The organism is Kribbella kalugense (assembly GCF_004365875.1).
Classification (GTDB): domain Bacteria; phylum Actinomycetota; class Actinomycetes; order Propionibacteriales; family Kribbellaceae; genus Kribbella; species Kribbella kalugense.
The window spans coordinates 540,112-558,481 of the sequence record NZ_SODF01000004.1; the positions used below are offsets into that span (position 1 = coordinate 540,112).

The 18,370-nt window shown below is 67.5% G+C and carries 19 protein-coding genes; 12 read left to right on the forward strand and 7 right to left on the reverse strand.

From position 1 onward, the window contains the following. Positions 1 to 38: 38 nt before the first annotated feature. Both miaB and EV650_RS39940 read left to right on the forward strand, forming a co-directional pair. On the forward strand, positions 39 to 1,511 hold the full coding sequence (gene miaB, locus EV650_RS39935; protein WP_134124431.1) for a tRNA (N6-isopentenyl adenosine(37)-C2)-methylthiotransferase MiaB: 1,473 nt from the start codon (positions 39 to 41) through the stop codon (positions 1,509 to 1,511). After that, positions 1,508 to 2,242 carry a phosphotransferase gene (locus EV650_RS39940; protein WP_238174773.1) on the forward strand — a complete coding sequence of 245 codons (735 nt, stop codon included), beginning with the start codon at positions 1,508 to 1,510 and terminating at the stop codon, positions 2,240 to 2,242. The genes miaB and EV650_RS39940 overlap by 4 nt, the downstream gene beginning before the upstream one ends. On the opposite strand, the gene EV650_RS39945 is transcribed toward EV650_RS39940, so the two are convergent. The 5 genes from EV650_RS39945 to EV650_RS39970 form a co-directional block, all read right to left on the reverse strand. Next, positions 2,239 to 4,116, reverse strand: coding sequence for a LamG-like jellyroll fold domain-containing protein (locus EV650_RS39945; protein WP_134124432.1), 1,878 nt, complete (start codon positions 4,114 to 4,116; stop codon positions 2,239 to 2,241). The two genes, EV650_RS39940 and EV650_RS39945, sit on opposite strands and share 4 nt — an antisense overlap. A gap of 68 nt (positions 4,117 to 4,184) precedes the next feature. Further along, positions 4,185 to 4,640 (reverse strand): NUDIX hydrolase, encoded by a 456-nt coding sequence (locus EV650_RS39950; RefSeq protein ID WP_134124433.1) that lies wholly within the window; start codon positions 4,638 to 4,640, stop codon positions 4,185 to 4,187. Positions 4,641 to 4,694: 54 nt separating this feature from the next. Continuing rightward, positions 4,695 to 5,276 (reverse strand): GNAT family N-acetyltransferase, encoded by a 582-nt coding sequence (locus EV650_RS39955; RefSeq protein WP_134124434.1) that lies wholly within the window; start codon positions 5,274 to 5,276, stop codon positions 4,695 to 4,697. A gap of 513 nt (positions 5,277 to 5,789) precedes the next feature. Continuing rightward, complete coding sequence (locus tag EV650_RS39965) at positions 5,790 to 6,035, reverse strand: antitoxin (protein ID WP_134124436.1); 246 nt, start codon at positions 6,033 to 6,035, stop codon at positions 5,790 to 5,792. Between the two features lie 121 nt (positions 6,036 to 6,156). Next, entirely contained in the window at positions 6,157 to 6,381 is a 225-nt protein-coding gene (locus EV650_RS39970) for a hypothetical protein (protein WP_134124437.1), read from the reverse strand. A gap of 154 nt (positions 6,382 to 6,535) precedes the next feature. On the opposite strand from EV650_RS39970, the gene miaA reads away from it, so the two are divergent. From miaA to ggt, 4 genes are all read left to right on the forward strand, one after another. Further along, a complete protein-coding gene (gene miaA / locus EV650_RS39975) occupies positions 6,536 to 7,516 on the forward strand; it encodes a tRNA (adenosine(37)-N6)-dimethylallyltransferase MiaA (protein WP_134124438.1) in 981 nt (326 codons plus the stop codon). Beyond that, positions 7,503 to 8,018, forward strand: coding sequence for a SigE family RNA polymerase sigma factor (locus EV650_RS39980; protein ID WP_134124439.1), 516 nt, complete (start codon positions 7,503 to 7,505; stop codon positions 8,016 to 8,018). Before miaA ends, EV650_RS39980 begins: the two co-directional genes overlap by 14 nt. Before the next feature lie 7 nt (positions 8,019 to 8,025). Next, positions 8,026 to 8,712 carry a hypothetical protein gene (locus tag EV650_RS39985; protein ID WP_134124440.1) on the forward strand — a complete coding sequence of 229 codons (687 nt, stop codon included), beginning with the start codon at positions 8,026 to 8,028 and terminating at the stop codon, positions 8,710 to 8,712. Between the two features lie 72 nt (positions 8,713 to 8,784). Beyond that, on the forward strand, positions 8,785 to 10,590 hold the full coding sequence (gene ggt / locus EV650_RS39990; protein ID WP_238174774.1) for a gamma-glutamyltransferase: 1,806 nt from the start codon (positions 8,785 to 8,787) through the stop codon (positions 10,588 to 10,590). On the opposite strand, the gene EV650_RS39995 is transcribed toward ggt, so the two are convergent. Beyond that, complete coding sequence (locus tag EV650_RS39995) at positions 10,577 to 11,668, reverse strand: M20/M25/M40 family metallo-hydrolase (protein ID WP_134124442.1); 1,092 nt, start codon at positions 11,666 to 11,668, stop codon at positions 10,577 to 10,579. The two genes, ggt and EV650_RS39995, sit on opposite strands and share 14 nt — an antisense overlap. 68 nt (positions 11,669 to 11,736) lie before the next feature. On the opposite strand from EV650_RS39995, the gene EV650_RS40000 reads away from it, so the two are divergent. From EV650_RS40000 to EV650_RS40015, 4 genes are read left to right on the forward strand one after another with little or no spacing between them, the layout of a single operon-like run. Then, a complete protein-coding gene (locus EV650_RS40000) occupies positions 11,737 to 12,402 on the forward strand; it encodes a GNAT family N-acetyltransferase (RefSeq protein WP_134124443.1) in 666 nt (221 codons plus the stop codon). Further along, positions 12,395 to 13,039, forward strand: a complete 645-nt coding sequence (locus EV650_RS40005) for a MurR/RpiR family transcriptional regulator (RefSeq protein ID WP_134124444.1) — start codon at positions 12,395 to 12,397, stop codon at positions 13,037 to 13,039. Before EV650_RS40000 ends, EV650_RS40005 begins: the two co-directional genes overlap by 8 nt. Then, positions 13,029 to 14,159, forward strand: coding sequence for an o-succinylbenzoate synthase (menC, locus tag EV650_RS40010; protein WP_166678438.1), 1,131 nt, complete (start codon positions 13,029 to 13,031; stop codon positions 14,157 to 14,159). The genes EV650_RS40005 and menC overlap by 11 nt, the downstream gene beginning before the upstream one ends. A 4-nt stretch (positions 14,160 to 14,163) precedes the next feature. After that, the gene (locus EV650_RS40015) at positions 14,164 to 15,693 is read left to right on the forward strand and encodes an N-acyl-D-amino-acid deacylase family protein (RefSeq protein WP_134124445.1); all 1,530 of its coding nucleotides are present in this window, start codon (positions 14,164 to 14,166) and stop codon (positions 15,691 to 15,693) included. Here EV650_RS40015 and EV650_RS40020 read toward each other — a convergent pair. Then, positions 15,683 to 15,934 (reverse strand): hypothetical protein, encoded by a 252-nt coding sequence (locus EV650_RS40020; RefSeq protein ID WP_134124446.1) that lies wholly within the window; start codon positions 15,932 to 15,934, stop codon positions 15,683 to 15,685. The two genes, EV650_RS40015 and EV650_RS40020, sit on opposite strands and share 11 nt — an antisense overlap. A gap of 15 nt (positions 15,935 to 15,949) precedes the next feature. On the opposite strand from EV650_RS40020, the gene dapF reads away from it, so the two are divergent. Next, positions 15,950 to 16,816, forward strand: coding sequence for a diaminopimelate epimerase (dapF, locus tag EV650_RS40025; protein ID WP_134124447.1), 867 nt, complete (start codon positions 15,950 to 15,952; stop codon positions 16,814 to 16,816). Between the two features lie 48 nt (positions 16,817 to 16,864). Beyond that, the gene (hflX, locus tag EV650_RS40030; protein ID WP_134124448.1) at positions 16,865 to 18,352 is read left to right on the forward strand and encodes a GTPase HflX; all 1,488 of its coding nucleotides are present in this window, start codon (positions 16,865 to 16,867) and stop codon (positions 18,350 to 18,352) included. Positions 18,353 to 18,370: the final 18 nt, after the last annotated feature.

Sequence of the window (18,370 nt, forward strand, 5' to 3'; positions counted from 1 at the left end):
GGAAATGTCTACCCCGGCACGTACTCTTGGTGGCTGTTATGCGTACTTATGAGGTCCGCACCTATGGGTGCCAGATGAATGTCCACGACTCCGAGCGGCTGCGCGGGCTGCTGGAGGATGCGGGCTACGTCCGCGCGCCTGAGGGTGACGAGGCCGATGTGGTCGTCTTCAACACCTGCGCGGTCCGGGAGAACGCCGACAACAAGCTGTACGGCAACCTCGGTCACCTGGCGCCGGTGAAGGCGCGCAAGCCCGGGATGCAGATCGCGGTCGGCGGGTGCCTGGCGCAGAAGGACAAGGCGTCGATCGTGCGCAAAGCGCCCTGGGTCGACGTCGTGTTCGGGACCCACAACATCGGTTCGCTGCCGGTGCTGCTGGAGCGGGCCCGGATCGCTGAGGAGTCCCAGGTCGAGATCCTTGAGTCGCTCGAGGTCTTCCCGTCGACGCTGCCGACCCGGCGCGAGTCGGCGTACTCCGCCTGGGTGTCGGTCAGCGTCGGCTGCAACAACACCTGCACTTTCTGCATCGTGCCTGCGCTCCGCGGCCGGGAGAAGGATCGCCGGCCGGGCGACGTGCTCGCCGAGGTCGAGACGCTCGTCGCTGAGGGCGTGCTCGAGGTGACGCTGCTCGGCCAGAACGTGAACTCGTACGGCGTGGAGTTCGGCGACCGGTACGCGTTCTCGAAGCTGCTCCGGGCCTGCGGTGAAATCGACGGCCTCGAGCGGGTCCGGTTCACCTCGCCGCACCCGCGGGACTTCACCGCGGACGTGATCGAGGCGATGGCCGAGACGCCGAACGTGATGCCTTCGCTGCACATGCCGCTGCAGTCGGGATCCGATCGGGTGCTGAAGGCGATGCGGCGTTCCTATCGCCAGGACCGGTACCTGAAGATCATCGAGGACGTCCGGGCCGCGATGCCGGATGCGGCGATCACGACCGACATCATCGTCGGGTTCCCGGGGGAGACCGAGGAGGACTTCCAGGGCACGCTCGACGTGGTCCGGCAGGCGCGGTTCGCGGGCGCGTTCACCTTCCAGTACTCGAAGCGTCCTGGTACGCCGGCCGAGTCGATGGAGGACCAGGTCCCGCGCGACGTCGTACAGGAGCGGTACGAGCGTCTGGTCGCACTGCAGGACGATGTCGCCTGGGACGAGAACAAGCTGACCGTCGGCCGCTCGCTCGAGGTGCTCATCGCCGAGGGGGAGGGGCGGAAGGACGCCGCCACCCATCGGCTCAGTGGCCGCGCTGCCGACAACCGCCTGGTCCACTTTGCTATCCCAGAAGGCGTCGAGAAGCCGCGGCCGGGTGACATGGCAACGGTCGAGGTGACGTACGCCGCCCCGCACCACCTGGTCGCAGATGTCTTCGGTGCAGTACGCCGTACCCGTGCTGGGGATGCGTGGGAGCGCGCACAGGACGCACCGTCCAGCCCGAGCGGAGTGATGTTGGGGATGCCGACGCTCGGCGCCAAGCCTATGGAACCGGCAGTCGGCGGCTGCCAGGTCGGATGACTGGGGACAGCGCTGGATTGGGCGCGAGGCTGGGGCGGCCGGAGGCTGAGGTTACGCTGCGCGAATCGCCTTTCCTGCCGGCCGGTGCCGAGCCGTTCGCCTTCGGCCGGGACGCGGACATCTACGCCATCGACGACGAATGGGTACTGCGGCGTTATCGCAACGGCTACCCGGTGCGCGACGAAGGCGACTTCATGCGGTGGGTGGCGAAGTACGACTACCCGGTGCCCGCGGTCCGGGACATCGACGGGCCGGACATGGTGATCCAGCGGCTGAACGGGCCGACCCTTGCCGACGCCGCGATCGCCGGCGACTTCACCGCGGCCGAGCTCGGACAGATCCACGCCGACCTGCATCGACGGCTCCAGGCGATCCCGGCTCCGAGCGGCACGCCCGGACTTGTCGTCGTCCACGGCGATCTGCACCCGCTGAACGTGATCGCCACCGAGGACGGCCCGGTCGTCATCGACTGGCGCAACGCGATCGAGGGTACGGCGGAGTTCGACGTCGCAATGACGGCCATCATCTTCGCCCAGGTCGCACTGGACCCGTCCTTCGAAGACTTGTCACCACTCATTCGCGAGGCGTTGGGCGTCTACCTCGCCAACTCGATCGACCCATCACCGGGCCTACCTGACGCCCTGGCCGACCGCGGCCGCAACGTCACCCTGAGCCAGGAGGAACTAGCACTCCTCCCAGCCCAGGAAGCCCTGATCCGCTCCCACCTCTAAGCGTTCAGGAACTGTGACGGCTTCAGTGCGCGGGTGACGATCCGGACCTCGCCGATGTTGCCGGCGAAGCCTTGGTCGACGACGTTGTTGTAGTGGCCGGCGCCGATCAGCCACGGCTTGCCGACGGTCGCGAGGCCGTTGGACAGGGTCGACGGGTTGCGAAGTAGCTCCGACGAGTCGACGTACACGATGCTGTGCCGGCCGTCGTTCACGATCGCCAGGTGGAACCAGCGGCCGGCGACCATCTCGTGGCCCCAGTTGGTGAACGTGTCGTTCTTGTCGAACGGGTACACGGCCCACTGCAGCTCGAGCCCGCCGGAGAAGCCGAGCTTGACCGTCGGCTCGTCCGGGTCGCTGCCGGTCTTGCCAGCGTCGCGTCCCGTGCCCAACCGGGCGAGCAGCCCTTCCCAGGAGTGGTCCTGCCCGTCGTCGGCAAGCTTCACGAACGCCTCGATCGTGTAGCCACTCTTGAACGTCATGGCGTTGATTGCCGCTTCGTCGGCGGTCCGCAGGTACCCGCCGCGGGCCGGGTTCTTGCCGCCCGGGAACAGCCAGCTGGCGTGCCCCGGCTGCTCCGGGTGGAACTCCGCACTCGCCGTCGGCGCATCACCGGCGAGCTGCACCCGGGTCAGGTGGTTGCCCTTGCCCGACTGGTCGATCACCTGGTCGGTGGCCGGTCCGTCGAAACGCCAGTACGCCGCCGTGCCGGGGATGACCAGCTGCTTGGCCGGCCGGGCAGGACGAACCGGGACGGGCGCGAACTTGCCGAACCGCTCGGCGAAGTCGATCGGGATGCTGAACCGGTTGGTGTCGTCGGTCAGCTCGATCTCGGCCTCGGCCAGCTCGTCCCGCTTGGCCGGGTCCTGGTCCATGATCCACGGCGAGATGGTCTCGACGTCGATCGTGTTCCGGGCCAGGTCGAAGTGATAGAGCCGGACCATCCCGGACCCGCCGTAGAACCGGTCCTGGTAGTTGGTGATGTGCAGGTGCACATCGTTGCCGGCGGCATTCTTCCGGGTGACCCGGCCGGGCGGCCAGTAGTGGCCGTTCATGGTCAGGAAGATCTGGTCGTTGTCGTTGACCAGCTGCTCCCAGACCCGGTTGCCGTGGTCGCTGAAGTACGCGACCGGGTTGCCGTGGTCGGCGTTCACCAGCTCGTGGATGGTGAGGATGACCGGCAGCTTCGGGTGCTTGGCGATCACGTCCCGCGCCCAGGCGAAGCTCGCGTCGGAGGGCCGCCAGTCCATTGCCAGCAGCAACCACTGCTGACCGGCCGCACGGAACACGTGATACGAGTTGTAGCCGTTCGGAGTCGATCCGCCGTACGTCGACATCCGGCGGAACCGCTGCGGCCCGAAGGTGTGCAGGTACGGCGAATCGCCGCGGGTGTCGTCCTTCGAACCGTCGATGTCGTGGTTGCCGGCCAGGACGGAGTACGGGAAGCGGGCTCGGTCCAGGATCTTGAAAACCGGATCGGCCTGGGCGAACTCCATCGCGAGCCCGTTCTGCACCACGTCGCCGAGATGCGCGATGAAGACGATGTTCTCGGCCGACCGCTGCTGGATCAGCCACTCGAAGCTCGCGGTCAACGGCGCCGGGTCGCCCCGATCCTCGTCGTACTGGTACTGCGTATCCGGTACGACGGCCAGCGTGAACCGAGGGTGGTCGGTGTCGATCCGCCCCGCGGTGCTCGCCGTACCCGCCGTGCTGGACGCCGCCTGACCGCTCTGACTGCCGGCCGCGTTGGTGCCGTCCGTCATGGCAGCTGCGGCGCTCCCGGTGCCCAGCGCGCCTGATGCGATCGCCGCACCCGCGCCGAGCGCCCCCGTCTGTAACAGTCGCCGCCGGGTCGTCCCGTCGTTCTGCTGATCCATTGCCGCCTCCACAAGGTCACTGACACCGCAGCGAACACTAGAGCCCGGCAGCGCAAGGAATGATGAACTCAGGCGAAACCCTGGGCGATCACCGCAGGAAGCCCACCACCGTCGGCCACCGCCGCGAGCACCCGCGCCTCGTGCGGAACCAACGGCTCCGGCAGCTTGTCCAGCGAGTACCACGCCAGGTCCGCAGCCTTGTCCGGCTCCATCAACCGCGGCTCGCCGGTCCACTTCGACGTCGTGAAGAAGAAGTCCACCCGCTCGTCGATCGGATCCCCGTTCCCACCGGTCCGATGCATCGCCGTCACCGGCTCCATATCCGCCGGATCGACAACGATCCCCACCTCTTCCTTCAACTCCCGCACCGCCGCCGCAATCGCCGACTCACCCCGCTCCACATGCCCAGCCGGCACCGCCCAGTACCCATCCATGTAACCGGTGTTGGCCCGCAGCAACAACAACACCTCGTCCCCCCGCCGAACCACCACATAAGCCGCCGGCACCACCCGAAACCGATCCATGCCCCAAACCCTAAACACCCCCTCCGACAACGCGGACTGCACAGGGTGGTTGGGCTAGACCGTCTTGCTCATTACGGTGTGGTTTTTGCCCTTGGGGCGGAGGTAGGTGAAGCCGGCTTGTTCGAAGAGGGAGCGGGTGCCGTTGTAGAGGAATGATGCGGTGATCTTCTTGCCGGCGGTGTCCTGTGGGTAGGCCTCGACGACTCCGCCGCCGGCCTGGGCGATCAGGTCGAGGGCGCCGCGGAGGGCCACGGCCGAGACGCCTTGGCGGCGGTAGTTGCGGTCGGTGAAGAAGCAGGTGAGGCGGTAGTCCGGCGGGCGGTCCATGCCGGCCTCGTATTGCTTGCGGTGGTTGATGTTCGGCAACTCGACCGGCGGTCCGTACTCGAGCCAACCGACCGCGAGCTCCCCGTCGAACACGAGCGCCGCATGCGCGCGCCCTTCCAGCACCAGACGGTGCTTGAGCTCACGATTGCTGTCCGCGTCGAACGTCTTCTCCTCGTGCATCGTGTGAAAGTACGTGCACCAGCACCCGCCCCACACCCCGTTGTGCCGCTCCGCGAGCGCCGCGAACGCATCCCACGTCTCCGGCCCAAGTGCCCGCACCGTCAGCTCGTCGACCGCAACCTTGACCATCTGCTGAGCGTACGACGCAATCCGGACAATCGGCGTCCGGAAGTCAAGCCCCAGTTCAAGAGGGAAGGGCTGCCAGCTCGAAGCCATCGAACGCACCTAGCCCCCACCCACTACGAAACCTGGCTGACCACAGCCCTGACACCCAACTCCTCCACTGAACCCGGCGCCGTACGGCGCCACCTTGTGCACCAGAGCCGTACCCGTGGGCGCTAGACGTACGGCGTCGGTGCACAAAGTCGACCGGCTCCGGAGATCGCCGTCGGCCAGCTCCCGTTGGACGATCGGGCCTCCGGTCGCCGAGTCGTGTGTTGTGGTTGGTGTCGGGTTCGTCGAGTCGTGGACAGGCGGCGTCAATCCCAGCGTGTCGCCAACCCAAGCTCACGACTCGACGAGCGGAGGTCGCCGGCGCGAGGGCGGGCCGAGCGGGGCTGGGGTGGACTGGCGGGCGGGGTGGGACAGGTGCGGGAATGGCGAAGGGCCGCAAGCTGATGCTTGCGGCCCTTCGTGGGTTTGTCAGGCGGGCTGGTTAGGACCGTCCGGGATGTCGTCGTTCTGGCCATCCAGGTTGTCGAGGCCTTCCTTGGCCTTCTCGACGCCGGAGTCGATCTTGTCGCCGTACTTGCCGCCCGTCTTCTCGTCGACCAAGTTGCCGGCCTTGTCCAGACCTTCACCAACCTTGTCGCCGTGGTCGTTGACCAGGTCGGTGGCCTTGTCCTTCAGTTCCTCGGCCGTGTTCTTGAACTTGTCGAAGATGCCCATCTCGGGGCTCCCATTCCTGCGTAGTTAAGTGCTTACAGACAGCTAGCGGCGATCTTCGCATCTGCAACCACGCAACTGTGGGATCTCCGCGAGCGCCATGCTGAACGATCGCGAAACGGTGTCAGACGCCGTCGCCCGACGGTTCCGACTCTACGTCGCCGCCGCTGTCCTCACTCTCGTCGCCGGTGGATTCGACATCTCCACCACTGAACTCGACGTCACCGCCGCTCTTCTTCGCCTCGACGTCGCCACCGCTGCGCTTCGCGGCCGCCAGGTCGTCGGCTTCTTCCCCCAGGCCGAGCGCGTCCTTGGCCGCGTCGGACTCTTCATCGAACGGATTCGTCACGTGGTTCCTCCCGTAGAAATGTTTCCACCTGCTGTGTTTCCTACCGAACTTTCCGGGTCATCCACAAGGCCGGTCCGCACCTCTTGGCCAACTCTTGGACCGCCCGACCGGGGTGGTGGGGCGGGGAAGGAATCAACGCTGCGAGACTGGACCGATGTCCGATCCACTCGTCGTCGCGGTCGTCGGCCCCACCGCGGCCGGCAAGTCCGACCTGGCCGTCGCGCTGTCCAAGCGCCTGGGCGGCGAGGTGGTGAACGTCGACGCCATGCAGGTCTACCGCGGCATGGACATCGGTACGGCGAAGATCGGTACGACGGAACGCGACGGCGTACCGCATCATCTGCTGGACATCCTCGACGTGACCGAGACCGCGACCGTGGCCGAGTTCCAGGAGCTGGCCCGGGCAGCGATCGACGACTGCATCAGCCGCGCCGCAGTCCCCGTCCTGGCCGGCGGATCCGCACTGTACGTCCGCGCGATCCTGGACGACTTCGTCTTCCCCGGCACCGATCCCGTCGTACGCGCACGCCTCGAGGCTGAACTGGAAACCGACGGCTCCGGCGCACTCCACGGCAAACTTCAGCAGCTCGATCCGAAGGCGGCCGAGCAGATCCTGCCGAGCAACGGCCGGCGGATCGTCCGGGCACTCGAGGTCATCGAGATCACCGGCGGCCCGTACGTCGCCACGCTGCCCGAGCATCGCTACGTCTACCCGGGCGCGATCCAGCTCGGTCTCGACGTACCGCGACCTGAACTGGACGAGCGGATCGACCGCCGGGTGGACCGGATGTTCGACGCGGGTTTCGTGGCCGAGGTGCGAGGTCTGCTGGACAAGGGTTTGATTGAGGGGAAGACGGCCAACCGCGCACTCGGGTATTCGCAGGTGATCGCGTTGCTGAACGGTGAGATCGACGAAGCGCAGGCCCGGGAGCGGACCGCCCAGGCCACGCGCCGGTTCGCGCGGCGGCAGGACTCGTGGTTCCGTAAGGACCAACGCATTACCTGGCTCCGGTACGACGCCCCCGACCTGGTGGAGAAGGCAATCGAAGTGATAGCCGAAGGCAACCGCGAAGGCGTCGGCGGCGTAGTCGAGGTGGAAGCAGGCCACTCAGGGGCCGTTGATGCGAGGGGGTGACCGTGAGGCCGAGTTCCGTGAGTATCTGCTCGCGGACCGCACCAGGCTGATGAGGACGGCGCTGCTGCTCACCGCGGGGGATGTGCACACCGCCGAGGATCTGGTCCAGACCGCCTGCACCCGGGTGTACGTGCACTGGCACCGGATCAAGCACGAAGGCGCGGGCCCGTATGCGCATCGCATCCTGGTCAACGCCTTCCTCGACGAACGTCGCCGGGCCGGCCGCCATCCGGAGGTGGTGACCGCCGAGACGCTCGAGCCGCGGCTGACCGACGTACCGGATCAGACCGACACGCTTGCCATCCGGGACGCGTTGCTGGATCTCGCGCCGCGGCAGCGGGCGGTGCTGGTACTGCGGTACTTCCAGGATCTCGATGTCGCAACGTGTGCGCGGATCCTGGAGTGCACCGAAGGCACCGTGAAGAGCCAGACGGCGAAGGCGCTGAAGCGTCTGAAGGAACTGATGAGCGAAGAGACGGATCGTAAGACGGGGAGTAGCTGAGCGCACCGTGGATGAGGTCAAGAGACTGTTGGAGGGGTTCGCGGATCGTGCCGCCGATGGGCTGCCGGACGCGGATATCGACGCGGACGTCACCCGCGGCCGGCGCGCCCTGCGCCGGATCAAGCGCCGGCGCCGGGTCACCGGCGTGCTGTGCGTCGCGGCCGCATCGGCCCTCGTACTCGCGATCGGCAACCAGGTGAAGTGGTGGGGCAACACCACCGAGGTCGCCGGTGGTACGGGCGAGCCGGAGACCGCCGCGTCCGCGAGTCCTTCGAAGGCGCCGCCCGCCAAGCCGCAGACCACGGAGACGTTGTCGATGTTCGGCGCGTCCGTCGTCGAGCTGGTCGCCAACCAGCAGCCCTGGAGCACGATCAACTGCAACCTGACGCCGAAGGGCTGGACCGCGGAGACCCCGATCGCGGCCAACCACGTCGTACTGTCCCAGCCGACGATGCGTACTGCGGACACCGCGGCCAAGGTGGTCCTGCAAGCGGCACCGCAGGCCCGCAGCCTCTCGGCCGTCCGCGTCACCCAAGGCAGCGGGAAGACCTTCCACATCGGCACCCTCGACGGCCGCCTCACCGGTCAGGTGAAGCTCGCCGACCAGTGGTTGCTGGTCGAGCTCCCGACCGGCACGGTCGAGTGGCCCGACGACGTACTCCGCCGCTTCCTGAACTCCTGCACAGTGGGTTAAGACTGGCGCGATGGCCGTCGGTGGGATAGCAAGGGGCATGTCCCTGTCGCCGACGCCCCCTCGGGAGTACTGGTGAAGAAGCTCGTCGCATCGCTGTCCGCAGGTGCCCTTGTTCTGGCTGGTCTGAGTACGAGCGCCGCCGCGAGCCCACCGAAACCGCCCGCTAAGAACCCGGTGGCGGTCGGATACGGGGGAGCGGTGTCCTCGGTCGACGCGGATGCGACGGCCGCAGGGCTCGGCGTACTGCGGCGTGGCGGCAACGCGGTCGACGCAGCGGTCGCGACCGCGGCCGCGCTCGGCGTCACCGAGCCGTACTCGGCCGGCATCGGCGGTGGCGGGTACTTCGTCTACTACAACGCCAAGAGCCACAAGGTCTCCACGATCGACGGCCGCGAGACCGCGCCCGCGACGATGCCGTCGGACGCGTTCATCGACCCGGCGACCGGCAAGCCGTACAACTTCACCCCCGAGCTCGTCACGTCCGGCGTGTCCGTCGGTATCCCGGGCACGCTGGCGACCTGGGACTCGGCCCTGCGCCAATGGGGTTCGCTGTCGCTGGGCAAGGCGCTCACGCCTGCCGCCGACCTCGCCGACCGCGGCTTCGTGGTGGACTCGACGTTCAACCTGCAGACGCAGGAGAACAAGGCACGCTTCTCGGCGATCATCCCGACCGCGAAGCTGTTCCTGCCCGGCGGCAACGCGCCGGCGGTCGGCACGGTGTTCAAGAACCCGGAGCTCGCCGACACCTACCGGATGCTCGGCAAGAAGGGGCTTTCGACCTTCTACGGCGGCGCTCTCGGCGCGGAGATGACCGCGGTGGTCAAGAAGCCGCCGAAGACCGCGACGACCACGCTGCCGGTGATGCCGGGGTACATGACCACCGGCGACCTTGCGAAGTACAAGCCGCTGGACCGCGTCCCGACGAAGGTCCGGTACGACGGCCTGGACGTCTATGGAATGGCTCCGTCGTCGTCCGGTGGCACCACGGTCGGCGAGGCGCTCAACATCCTGCAGCCGCAGCACCTCAAGCAACTGAGCACGACGGATTACCTGCACAACTACCTCGAGGCGTCCGCGCTGGCGTTCGCGGACAGGGCGGCGTACGTCGGTGATCCCGCCTTCGTGAACGTGCCGACCAAGGAGCTCACCTCCCGTGGCTTCGGCGCCGAGCGCGCGTGCCAGATCGACCCGGCCAAGGCGGCCGTCAAGCCGGTCCCGGCCGGATCGCCGGACGGCAAGTACCAGCACTGCGCGAAGGGCGCCGCGACGACGCAGCGGCCGGACACCGAGGGTCTGTCGACCACCCACCTGGTCACGGCGGACAAGTGGGGCAACGTCGTCTCGTACACGCTGACCATCGAGCAGACCGGTGGCAGCGGCATCACCGTTCCCGGTCGTGGGTTCATCCTGAACAACGAGCTGACCGACTTCTCCGCGGTCTACGACCCCGCCGACCCGAACCGGATCCAGCCGGGCAAGCGGCCGCGGTCGTCGATCTCGCCGACGATCGTGCTCCGCGGCGGCAAGCCGTACATCGCCCTCGGTTCGCCGGGCGGCTCGACCATCATCACCACCGTCCTGCAGACGCTGACGAACCGGCTTGACCGCGGCATGACCCTGCCCGAGGCGATCGCCGCACCGCGAGCGTCCCAGCGCAACACCGCGTCCGTGACGGCCGAGCAATCATTCATCGACAAGTACGGCGCCGCGCTGGCGACGTACGGCCACACGTTCACGCCGGCCGGCGCTCCCGGATCCTCGGCGGCCGAAATCGGTGCCCTCGAAGGCCTGGAGTTCCTCCCCGGCGGCGCAATCCTCGCCGCCGCCGAACCAACCCGCCGCGGCGGGGGAGCGGCCGGAGTGGTCAGAGCGCGGTGATGATGGCGGCGACCAGGGCGACGCGTTCGGCCAGGGTCGCCGCGATCACCTGCTCGTGGACGGCGTGGGCGCCCTTGCCGACAGGCCCCAGGCCGTCCAGGGTCGGGATGCCGAGCCATCCGGTCAGATTGGTGTCGGCCGCGCCGGATGCGGCCGCGCCACCGACCTGCTGACCAACGGATTGCCCGGCGGCAATCACCTTCGTCAGCAGCTCGTCGGTTGCCGCTGACGGCTGCCACGCCGGGCGATTCGACATCACTCGCACCTGTAGCTGAGCGGCTCGGACCGCGTGAAGGGTTTCGACGGCTGCCAGCACTGCCTTTTCGGTCGATGGATCGACAAATCGGAAGCCGATGTCGGCCGCCGCCGATCCCGGTACGACGTTGGTCCGCCCACCACCCGTGATCGTGCCGACGTTGCACAGCACCTCGTCGTACTGCGTGATGATCTGGCGGATCGCGATCAGCTGGTCGACGAGCTCGTCGATCGCGGAGATGCCGCTGGCCGGGTCGAGTGCGGCATGGGCCTCGCGGCCGGTGATCTCGATGCGGACCCGCGTGCTGCCCCAACGCGACGTCTTGAGATCGCCGTTCGGGTGCGGCGGTTCGAGTCCGAAAGCGGCGTACACACCCTTGGACTCGGCCGTCACCAGATCTCGGGCGGACGGTGAACCGACCTCTTCGTCGGCGACCACCACGATCCGCACCGGCCGGTGGTCCTGGTCGGCGACCTGCTCGAGGGCGGTTTCGAGGACGACGAGTCCGCCCTTCATGTCGAAGACGCCGGGGCCGTGGATGATGCCATCCTCCTCGCGCCACGGCATCGCGTCCGCGAGCTGCCCGATCGGCCAGACGGTGTCGTGATGTCCGAGGAAGAGCAGGGGTGCTGCGTCGGCTTGCGGTCCGCGACCGGGGAAGTCCGCCACCAGGTGATCGCCGGTCGGCATCGGCACGCGGCGGACGGTTGCGCCAAGCCCGGCGTACCGCTCGGCCAGGCGGTCGGCGAAGGCGTTCAGCGCGGTCGCGTCGCCGGTCGGTGTCTCCGCGTCGGCGTACTCCCGGAGTCGCTCGATGATCATGGATAGTGAACGTATCACCAGTTGAGCACCGATTGACTCCCTTGAGATGAATGGGATCTACTCAGGATATGAATCGTATCTCTGAGGTGAGCTTTCGTGCGGTCTCGCTCACCACGGCGTCTCGGTTCGCCGAGGCCTCGGCGCTGTACCGCGAGGTGTTCGGCTACCTCGACCCGGAGTTCGGGCTGAACCCGCGGCTGCTCGGTGCGCTCGCGAGCAACGGCGGATCGGTGGTCGGAATCCTCGACGAGAGCGACCGGCTGGTCGCCTTCGCGTACGGGTTCTGCGGCACCGACCGGCGCGGCTTCTACCACTACTCGCAGTCGGCCGTGGTCGCCGCCGAGCAGCAGGGCCACGGCCTCGGCCGGATGCTCAAGCACGCCCAGCGAGAAGTTGCCCTGAGCCACGGAATGTCCCGGATGCGTTGGACCTACGACCCGACCCAGGTTCGTAACGCGCACTTCAACCTCGACGTCCTCGGCGCCCGCGGTCGGTGGTTCGCCCCGGACATGTACGGCCCGGGCATTGATCGCGTGGTCGTCGAGTGGGACCTGAATCGCGAGCAGCCGGTCGCGGTCGACGAAGCCGCGCTGACCAAGTTGGTCGTTCCGGCTGACAAGGCCGACCTCCGCAAGTCCTTCGAAGGCCTGCTCGCCAAGGGACTGGTCGCCGTCTCGTGCCGGCGCCTGCCGGACGGCAACGGCGCCTACTACTTCGGGCCGGCCGATGCCTGACGACCCACGCAACCGCGAGCTCACCAGCCCGCACGAGCGGTACGACGCCCGCCTGCAACGCCGGTCGTCGTCGCTGCTGCAGCGCCGCGTGGTCGAGCAGGAGCGAGCCTCGATCGACGAGGCCCTGGACCAGATCCTCGCCGACGAGTCGATCGCGCAGGCAGCGGCCCGGATCGTTGCGGCCCGTCGGCGCTTCATCATCGGCTCGGCGAAATCGTTCTCGTACGCGTCCCTGCTGGCGTTCGATCTCGGGGTCGGCCTGTCGCAGGTCACCTTGATCGACGGCACCGTCGTCCGCGGTGTCGACGTACTGTCCGACGTCCGGTCTAACGATCTGATGGTGGCGTTCTCCTTCCGTCGGTACCGTCGCGACACCGTCGAGATCGCACACCGCTTCGTGGAGGCCGGTGGGGAGTTGGTCGCGATCACGGACTTCGAGGACGCTCCGCTGGCGAAGATCGCCACCCAGTCGATCTACGTCGCGACCGGAAGTGCGTCGTACGTCGACTCTCCGACTGTCGTGGCGTCGGTGCTGCATGTGCTCGCGACGCTGACCACGGCGAGTTCGAAGGGTGCGCGGCGGCGGCTGCTCGAGCGGGACCGGTTGAACACGGAGCTGGGGTTGTATGTCAACTGAGCTGAAGGTCGTCGCGGCCCGGCTGCATCGGGTCCGGATGCCGTTGGTGCACGAGTTCCAGACCAGCTCGCATCGCAAGGCGTTCCTCGATCACATCCTGGTCGAGCTGGAGGACGCGTCGGGCGCGACCGGCCGGGGCGAGATCGCGTCGTCTTCCGATCCGTACTACGCACCCGAGACGGTCGAGTCCTGCTGGCATATCGCGGAGCACTATCTTTTGCCGGCCGTGCTCGGTCGTCCGTGGAACCATCCCGAAGACCTGCAAGCTGTTTGGTCGAAGGTGCGCGGCAACTACTTCGCGAAGGCGGGCGTCGACATGGCCGCCTGGGTGCTGTGGGCAACCGTCAATGGCGTATCGCTGGCAGACGGGCTGGGCGGGACGAGATCCGAAGTCGTGGCCGGCGTCTCATTGGGGATCGAGGCAACGATCGACGATCTCCTCACCCAGGTCGCCGCTCAGGTGGCCGCCGGTTACCCGCGGGTGAAGCTGAAGATCGCCCCGGGTTGGGACGTCGAGCCGGTCCGTGCGGTGCGTACGGCGTACCCGGACCTCGACCTCCATGTCGATGCCAACGGCATCTACACCGCTGACGATCTCAAGCTGCTGCGGGAGCTGGACGCCTACCGCTTGACGATGATCGAGCAGCCGTTCGCGCCGCGTGACCTGCTCACGCACGCCGAGCTGCAGCGCACGATCGAGACGCCGGTGTGCCTCGACGAGAGCATCGAGACGGTCGACGACCTGGAGACGGCGCTGGCGCTAGAAGCGCTGCAGGTCCTCAACATCAAGGTGTCCCGCATGGGTGGCCTCACTCCAGCGCGTGAAGCGCACGACCGGGCGCGAGCTGAAGGCATCCCGGTCTGGTGCGGCGGCATGCACGAGTTCGGCATCGGCCGGCTCGCGAACGTCGCACTCTCCAGTCTCGCCGGGTTCACCCTCCCATCGGATGTGTCCGCCTCGGAGAAGTACTACGCCCGGGACGTCGTCGAACCCGCGGTCGTCGCGGTCGACGGTGTCGTTCAGGTGCCCACGGCAACCGGTCTCGGCCATCTGGTCGACTGCGGGCTGATCGAGGCGAACACCGTCGCCGAGCTGTCCCTCCGACCAGAACAGGACTGAATCCATGCGGGCATTGACCAACGGTCTCGTCGTCGACGGGACCGGCGCCGAGCCGATGCCCGGCACCGTACTAATCGACGGCGATCGCATCACCGCGGTGCTGCCACCCGGTGCGACGCCGTCGGGGGCAGAGGTCATCGATGCCACAGGCAACATTGTTGCACCGGGATTCATCGATCTTCACTCACATGCGGATTTCAGTCTGCGCTCAAGTCCGGCCGCCGAATCACAGTTGGCCCAGGGCGTCACCACCCTGGTCGCGGGGAACTGCGGCTGGTCACCGTTCCCGATCACCGACCTGGAAACGCTGCGAGCGGGTACGGCGTTCCTCGATGCGAAGCACGACTGGTCCTGGGACGATCTCGCCGGCTTCGTTGCAACGTTGGAACCAGCGGTGAACCTGGCCCTCCAGGTCGGCCATTGCACGCTCCGGATCGCGGTGATGGGCAACGCTCGCCGCGCGCCGTCGGCGGACGAGCTCCGGCAGATGCAGGAGCTGCTCCGAGCGGCCGCGGATCAAGGCGCGGTCGGGTTCTCCACCGGCCTGATCTATGCGCCCGGCGCCTATGCGTCGCCGGAGGAGGTGGCCGCTCTGGTCGCCACTGCTGCCGAGTGCGGCCTGCTGTATTCGACACACATCCGCAACGAAGGCGCCGGCCTGCTCGCCGCGCTGGACGAAGCGATATCGGCTGCTCGCCGTGGTGGTGCGCGCCTCGAGGTCTCCCATCTGAAAGCCGTCGGCAAGGCCAACCACGGTCTTGTCGACGCTGCGCTCGAACGTCTCGAACAGGCCGATGACGTCGGCTGGGACGCCTACCCGTACACCGCGACCAGCACGACGCTCACCACCCGACTGCCCACCTGGGCGTTGGCAGACGGCATCCTGCTGGATCGCCTCGCGGATCCGGCCGAACGCGCACGGATCGCCGACGCCCTCCGCTCCGACAAACTGCTGTCGCCCGAATCGGTGGTCATCGCCTCACTGCCACCCGGTCGCTACGAGGACAGCCGTGGTCTCAGCCTCGCCGAGATCGCCCGGCAGGACGACGTGGACGCCGCCGAGATCGTGCTCCGCATCCTCGAGTCCCATCAGGCCGCGGTGAGTGTGGTCAACCACGCGATGAGCGAGGACGACGTGATCACGGTCCTCGAACATCCGAAGACGGCGATCGCGAGCGATGGCTGGATCATGGACGCCGCCGGCCCGGGGCACCCACATCCGCGGAACTTCGGCACGTTCCCCCGAGTCCTCGGCCACTACGCCCGCGACCTCGGCATCTTCACCTTGACCGAGGCCATCCGCCGAATGACCTCCCTGCCGGCGTCCCGGCTCGGTCTGACCGACCGCGGTGTGATCAAGACTGGGGCTGTTGCGGACCTCGTCGTACTCGACCCGAACCGGATCGCCGACATGTCGACGTACGACGAACCGTGGCAGCTGTCCGTCGGTATCGACCATGTCCTCGTGGCCGGTCAGTCGGTCCTCTCGGACGGCACGCCAACTGGTCGCCGTCCGGGTCGGGTCATTTCTTGAATCGTTTGGGTTCCTGCGGCAACGGCGCAGGTACGCCACCGGCTTCGTCGGTCGCGGTTTCGAGCCATCCGTCGTGCTCGGCCACCACCCGCTCGACCTCGTCACCAGCGGTCAGCACGACGACCCATGGGTGATCCTCGTCGTCGTCCTCGCCATGAAAGCGCTCACGCCGTACCTGACCACCGAGCTGTTCGGCGACGGCCTCCGCGTCGTCCTGCTCCCAGAAGTACGCGAGCTGCACCGTACGATCTCCTTTATGAGCACGTTTCCCTGGTTGAAGGGTCATGGTACGGAGAACGACTTCGTCATCCTGCCTGATCCGGACGGTTCAGTGCATGGAGACCTGGACCCTTCGGTGGTCCGGTTCCTGTGCGATCGGCATGCGGGTCTGGGTGCGGACGGCGTACTGCGGGTGATCCGGGGAGACAAGCAGTCGTACGTCGAGGACGGCGGCGACTGGTTCATGGACTACCGGAATGCGGACGGTTCCATCGCGGAGATGTGCGGGAACGGGGTCCGGGTTTTCGTCCGGTATCTGGCCGAGGCCGGGCTGACCGGGGACAAGCCGATCCGGGTCGGTACGCGGGCCGGGGTCAAGGACGTCGTCCAGAACGACGACGGCACGCTGACCGCGGACATGGGTGAGCCCACGCTGCCGGACGCGGCCGGGGTCGTCGTGGAAGCGGCCGGTCACCAGTGGCCGGCAGTGCATGTCGACATGGGTAATCCGCACGCGGTCGCGTTCGTCGACGACCTGCGCGAGCCGGGCAACCTGTGCGACCAGCCGACCTGGTCACCCCAGGAGGCCTTCCCCGACGGGGTGAACATCGAGTTCGTCGTACGGCGTGGTCCGCACGATGTCGACATGCGGGTCTACGAACGTGGCGCCGGCGAGACGCGGTCCTGCGGGACCGGGACGTGCGCGGTGACCGTGGCGGCAGCGCGGGCCGCCCGGGACGTGCGACCGGTGACGTACCGGGTCGGTGTACCAGGCGGTGAGGTGAGCGTGACTTGGCGTGCGGACAACCACCTGGAGCTCACCGGACCGGCCGTTCTGCATGCTCGCGGCGACTTCGACTGGGCCTGGCTGGGGAATCCTGATACCGCGCGGGGCGTTGACTGAGGTAAACGGGTCGCCTCTACTGGAGGCCCGTGCCACCATGGAAGGTATATGACGACCCATTCACATGCATACGAAGAGACCACCGACGTCGAAATTGACCTCATCGAGGGCGATGACTCCGGCGCTTCGTCGACGGGTCACGATGAGCACGAACACGAACTGAGCACCGAGGGCCTCGAGCTCGAGGAGCGCCAAGCGCTCCGCCGCGTGGTCGGGATGTCCACCGAGCTGACCGACATCAGCGAGGTCGAGTACCGGAAGCTGCTGCTGGAGCGGGTGCTGCTGGTCGGCGTCTGGACCGAGGGCAGCGCCGAGGACGCGGAGAACTCACTGGCCGAGCTGAAGCTGCTCGCCGAGACCGCCGGTTCCGAGGTACTGGACGGCGTGATCCAGCGGCGGAAGAAGCCCGACGCGGCGACCTTCATCGGTTCCGGCAAGGTGGTCGACCTGCGCAACCTGGTCGCATCGCTGGGCGCGGACACGGTGATCGCCGACGGCGAGCTGGCTCCCGCACAGCTGCGAAACCTTGAGGACAAGCTCAAGGTCAAGGTGGTCGACCGGACCGCGCTGATCCTGGACATCTTCGCGCAGCACGCGAAGAGCAAGGAAGGCAAGGCCCAGGTCGAGCTGGCGCAGCTGCAGTACATGAAGCAGCGCCTGCGTGGTTGGGGTGGAAACCTGTCCCGCCAGGCCGGTGGACGTGTCGGTGCTGCTGGTGGCGGTATCGGTGGGCGTGGTCCTGGTGAAACCAAGATCGAGACCGACCGGCGCCGGATCAACACCAAGATCTCCAAGCTGCGCCGGATGCTCAAGGACATGAAGAGCACCCGGTCGACGATGCGTCAGGAACGCCGCCGGAACCTGGTTCCGTCGGTCGCGATCGCGGGGTACACCAACGCCGGCAAGTCCTCGCTGCTGAACCGGATCACCGGTGCGGGTGTGCTGGTCGAGGACGCGCTGTTCGCGACCCTGGACCCGACCACCCGGCGGACGACCACCGCGGACGGTCGTGTGTTCACGCTGACCGACACCGTCGGGTTCGTCCGGCACCTGCCGCACGACATCGTCGAGGCGTTCCGCTCGACGCTGGAGGAGGTCGCGGACGCGGATCTGCTGCTGCACGTGGTCGACGGTTCGCACCCCGACCCGCTGGCGCAGATCCAGGCGGTCCGCGAGGTGCTGGCCGAGATCGATGCCTCCGACGTACCGGAGATCATCGTGATCAACAAGGCCGACGCCGCCGACCCGCTCGCCCTGGCCCCGATCCTGCACCGCGAGCCGCACGCGATCGTCGTGTCGGCCCGCACCGGCGAAGGCATCGACAAGCTCCGCGAGCTGCTCGAGGGAGCCCTCCCGCAGCCCCACGTAGCCCTAGAGGTCCTACTCCCGTACGAGCGCGGAGACCTGGTCTCCCGGATCCACTCCGAAGGCTCCGTAGAACAACTGGAACACACCGCCGAAGGCACCCACGTAACCGCCCGAGTCCACCCGGCCCTGGCCGGCGACCTCACGCCGTACGAGGTCACCACCGCCTAGCTCGGTAAATGAAACAGC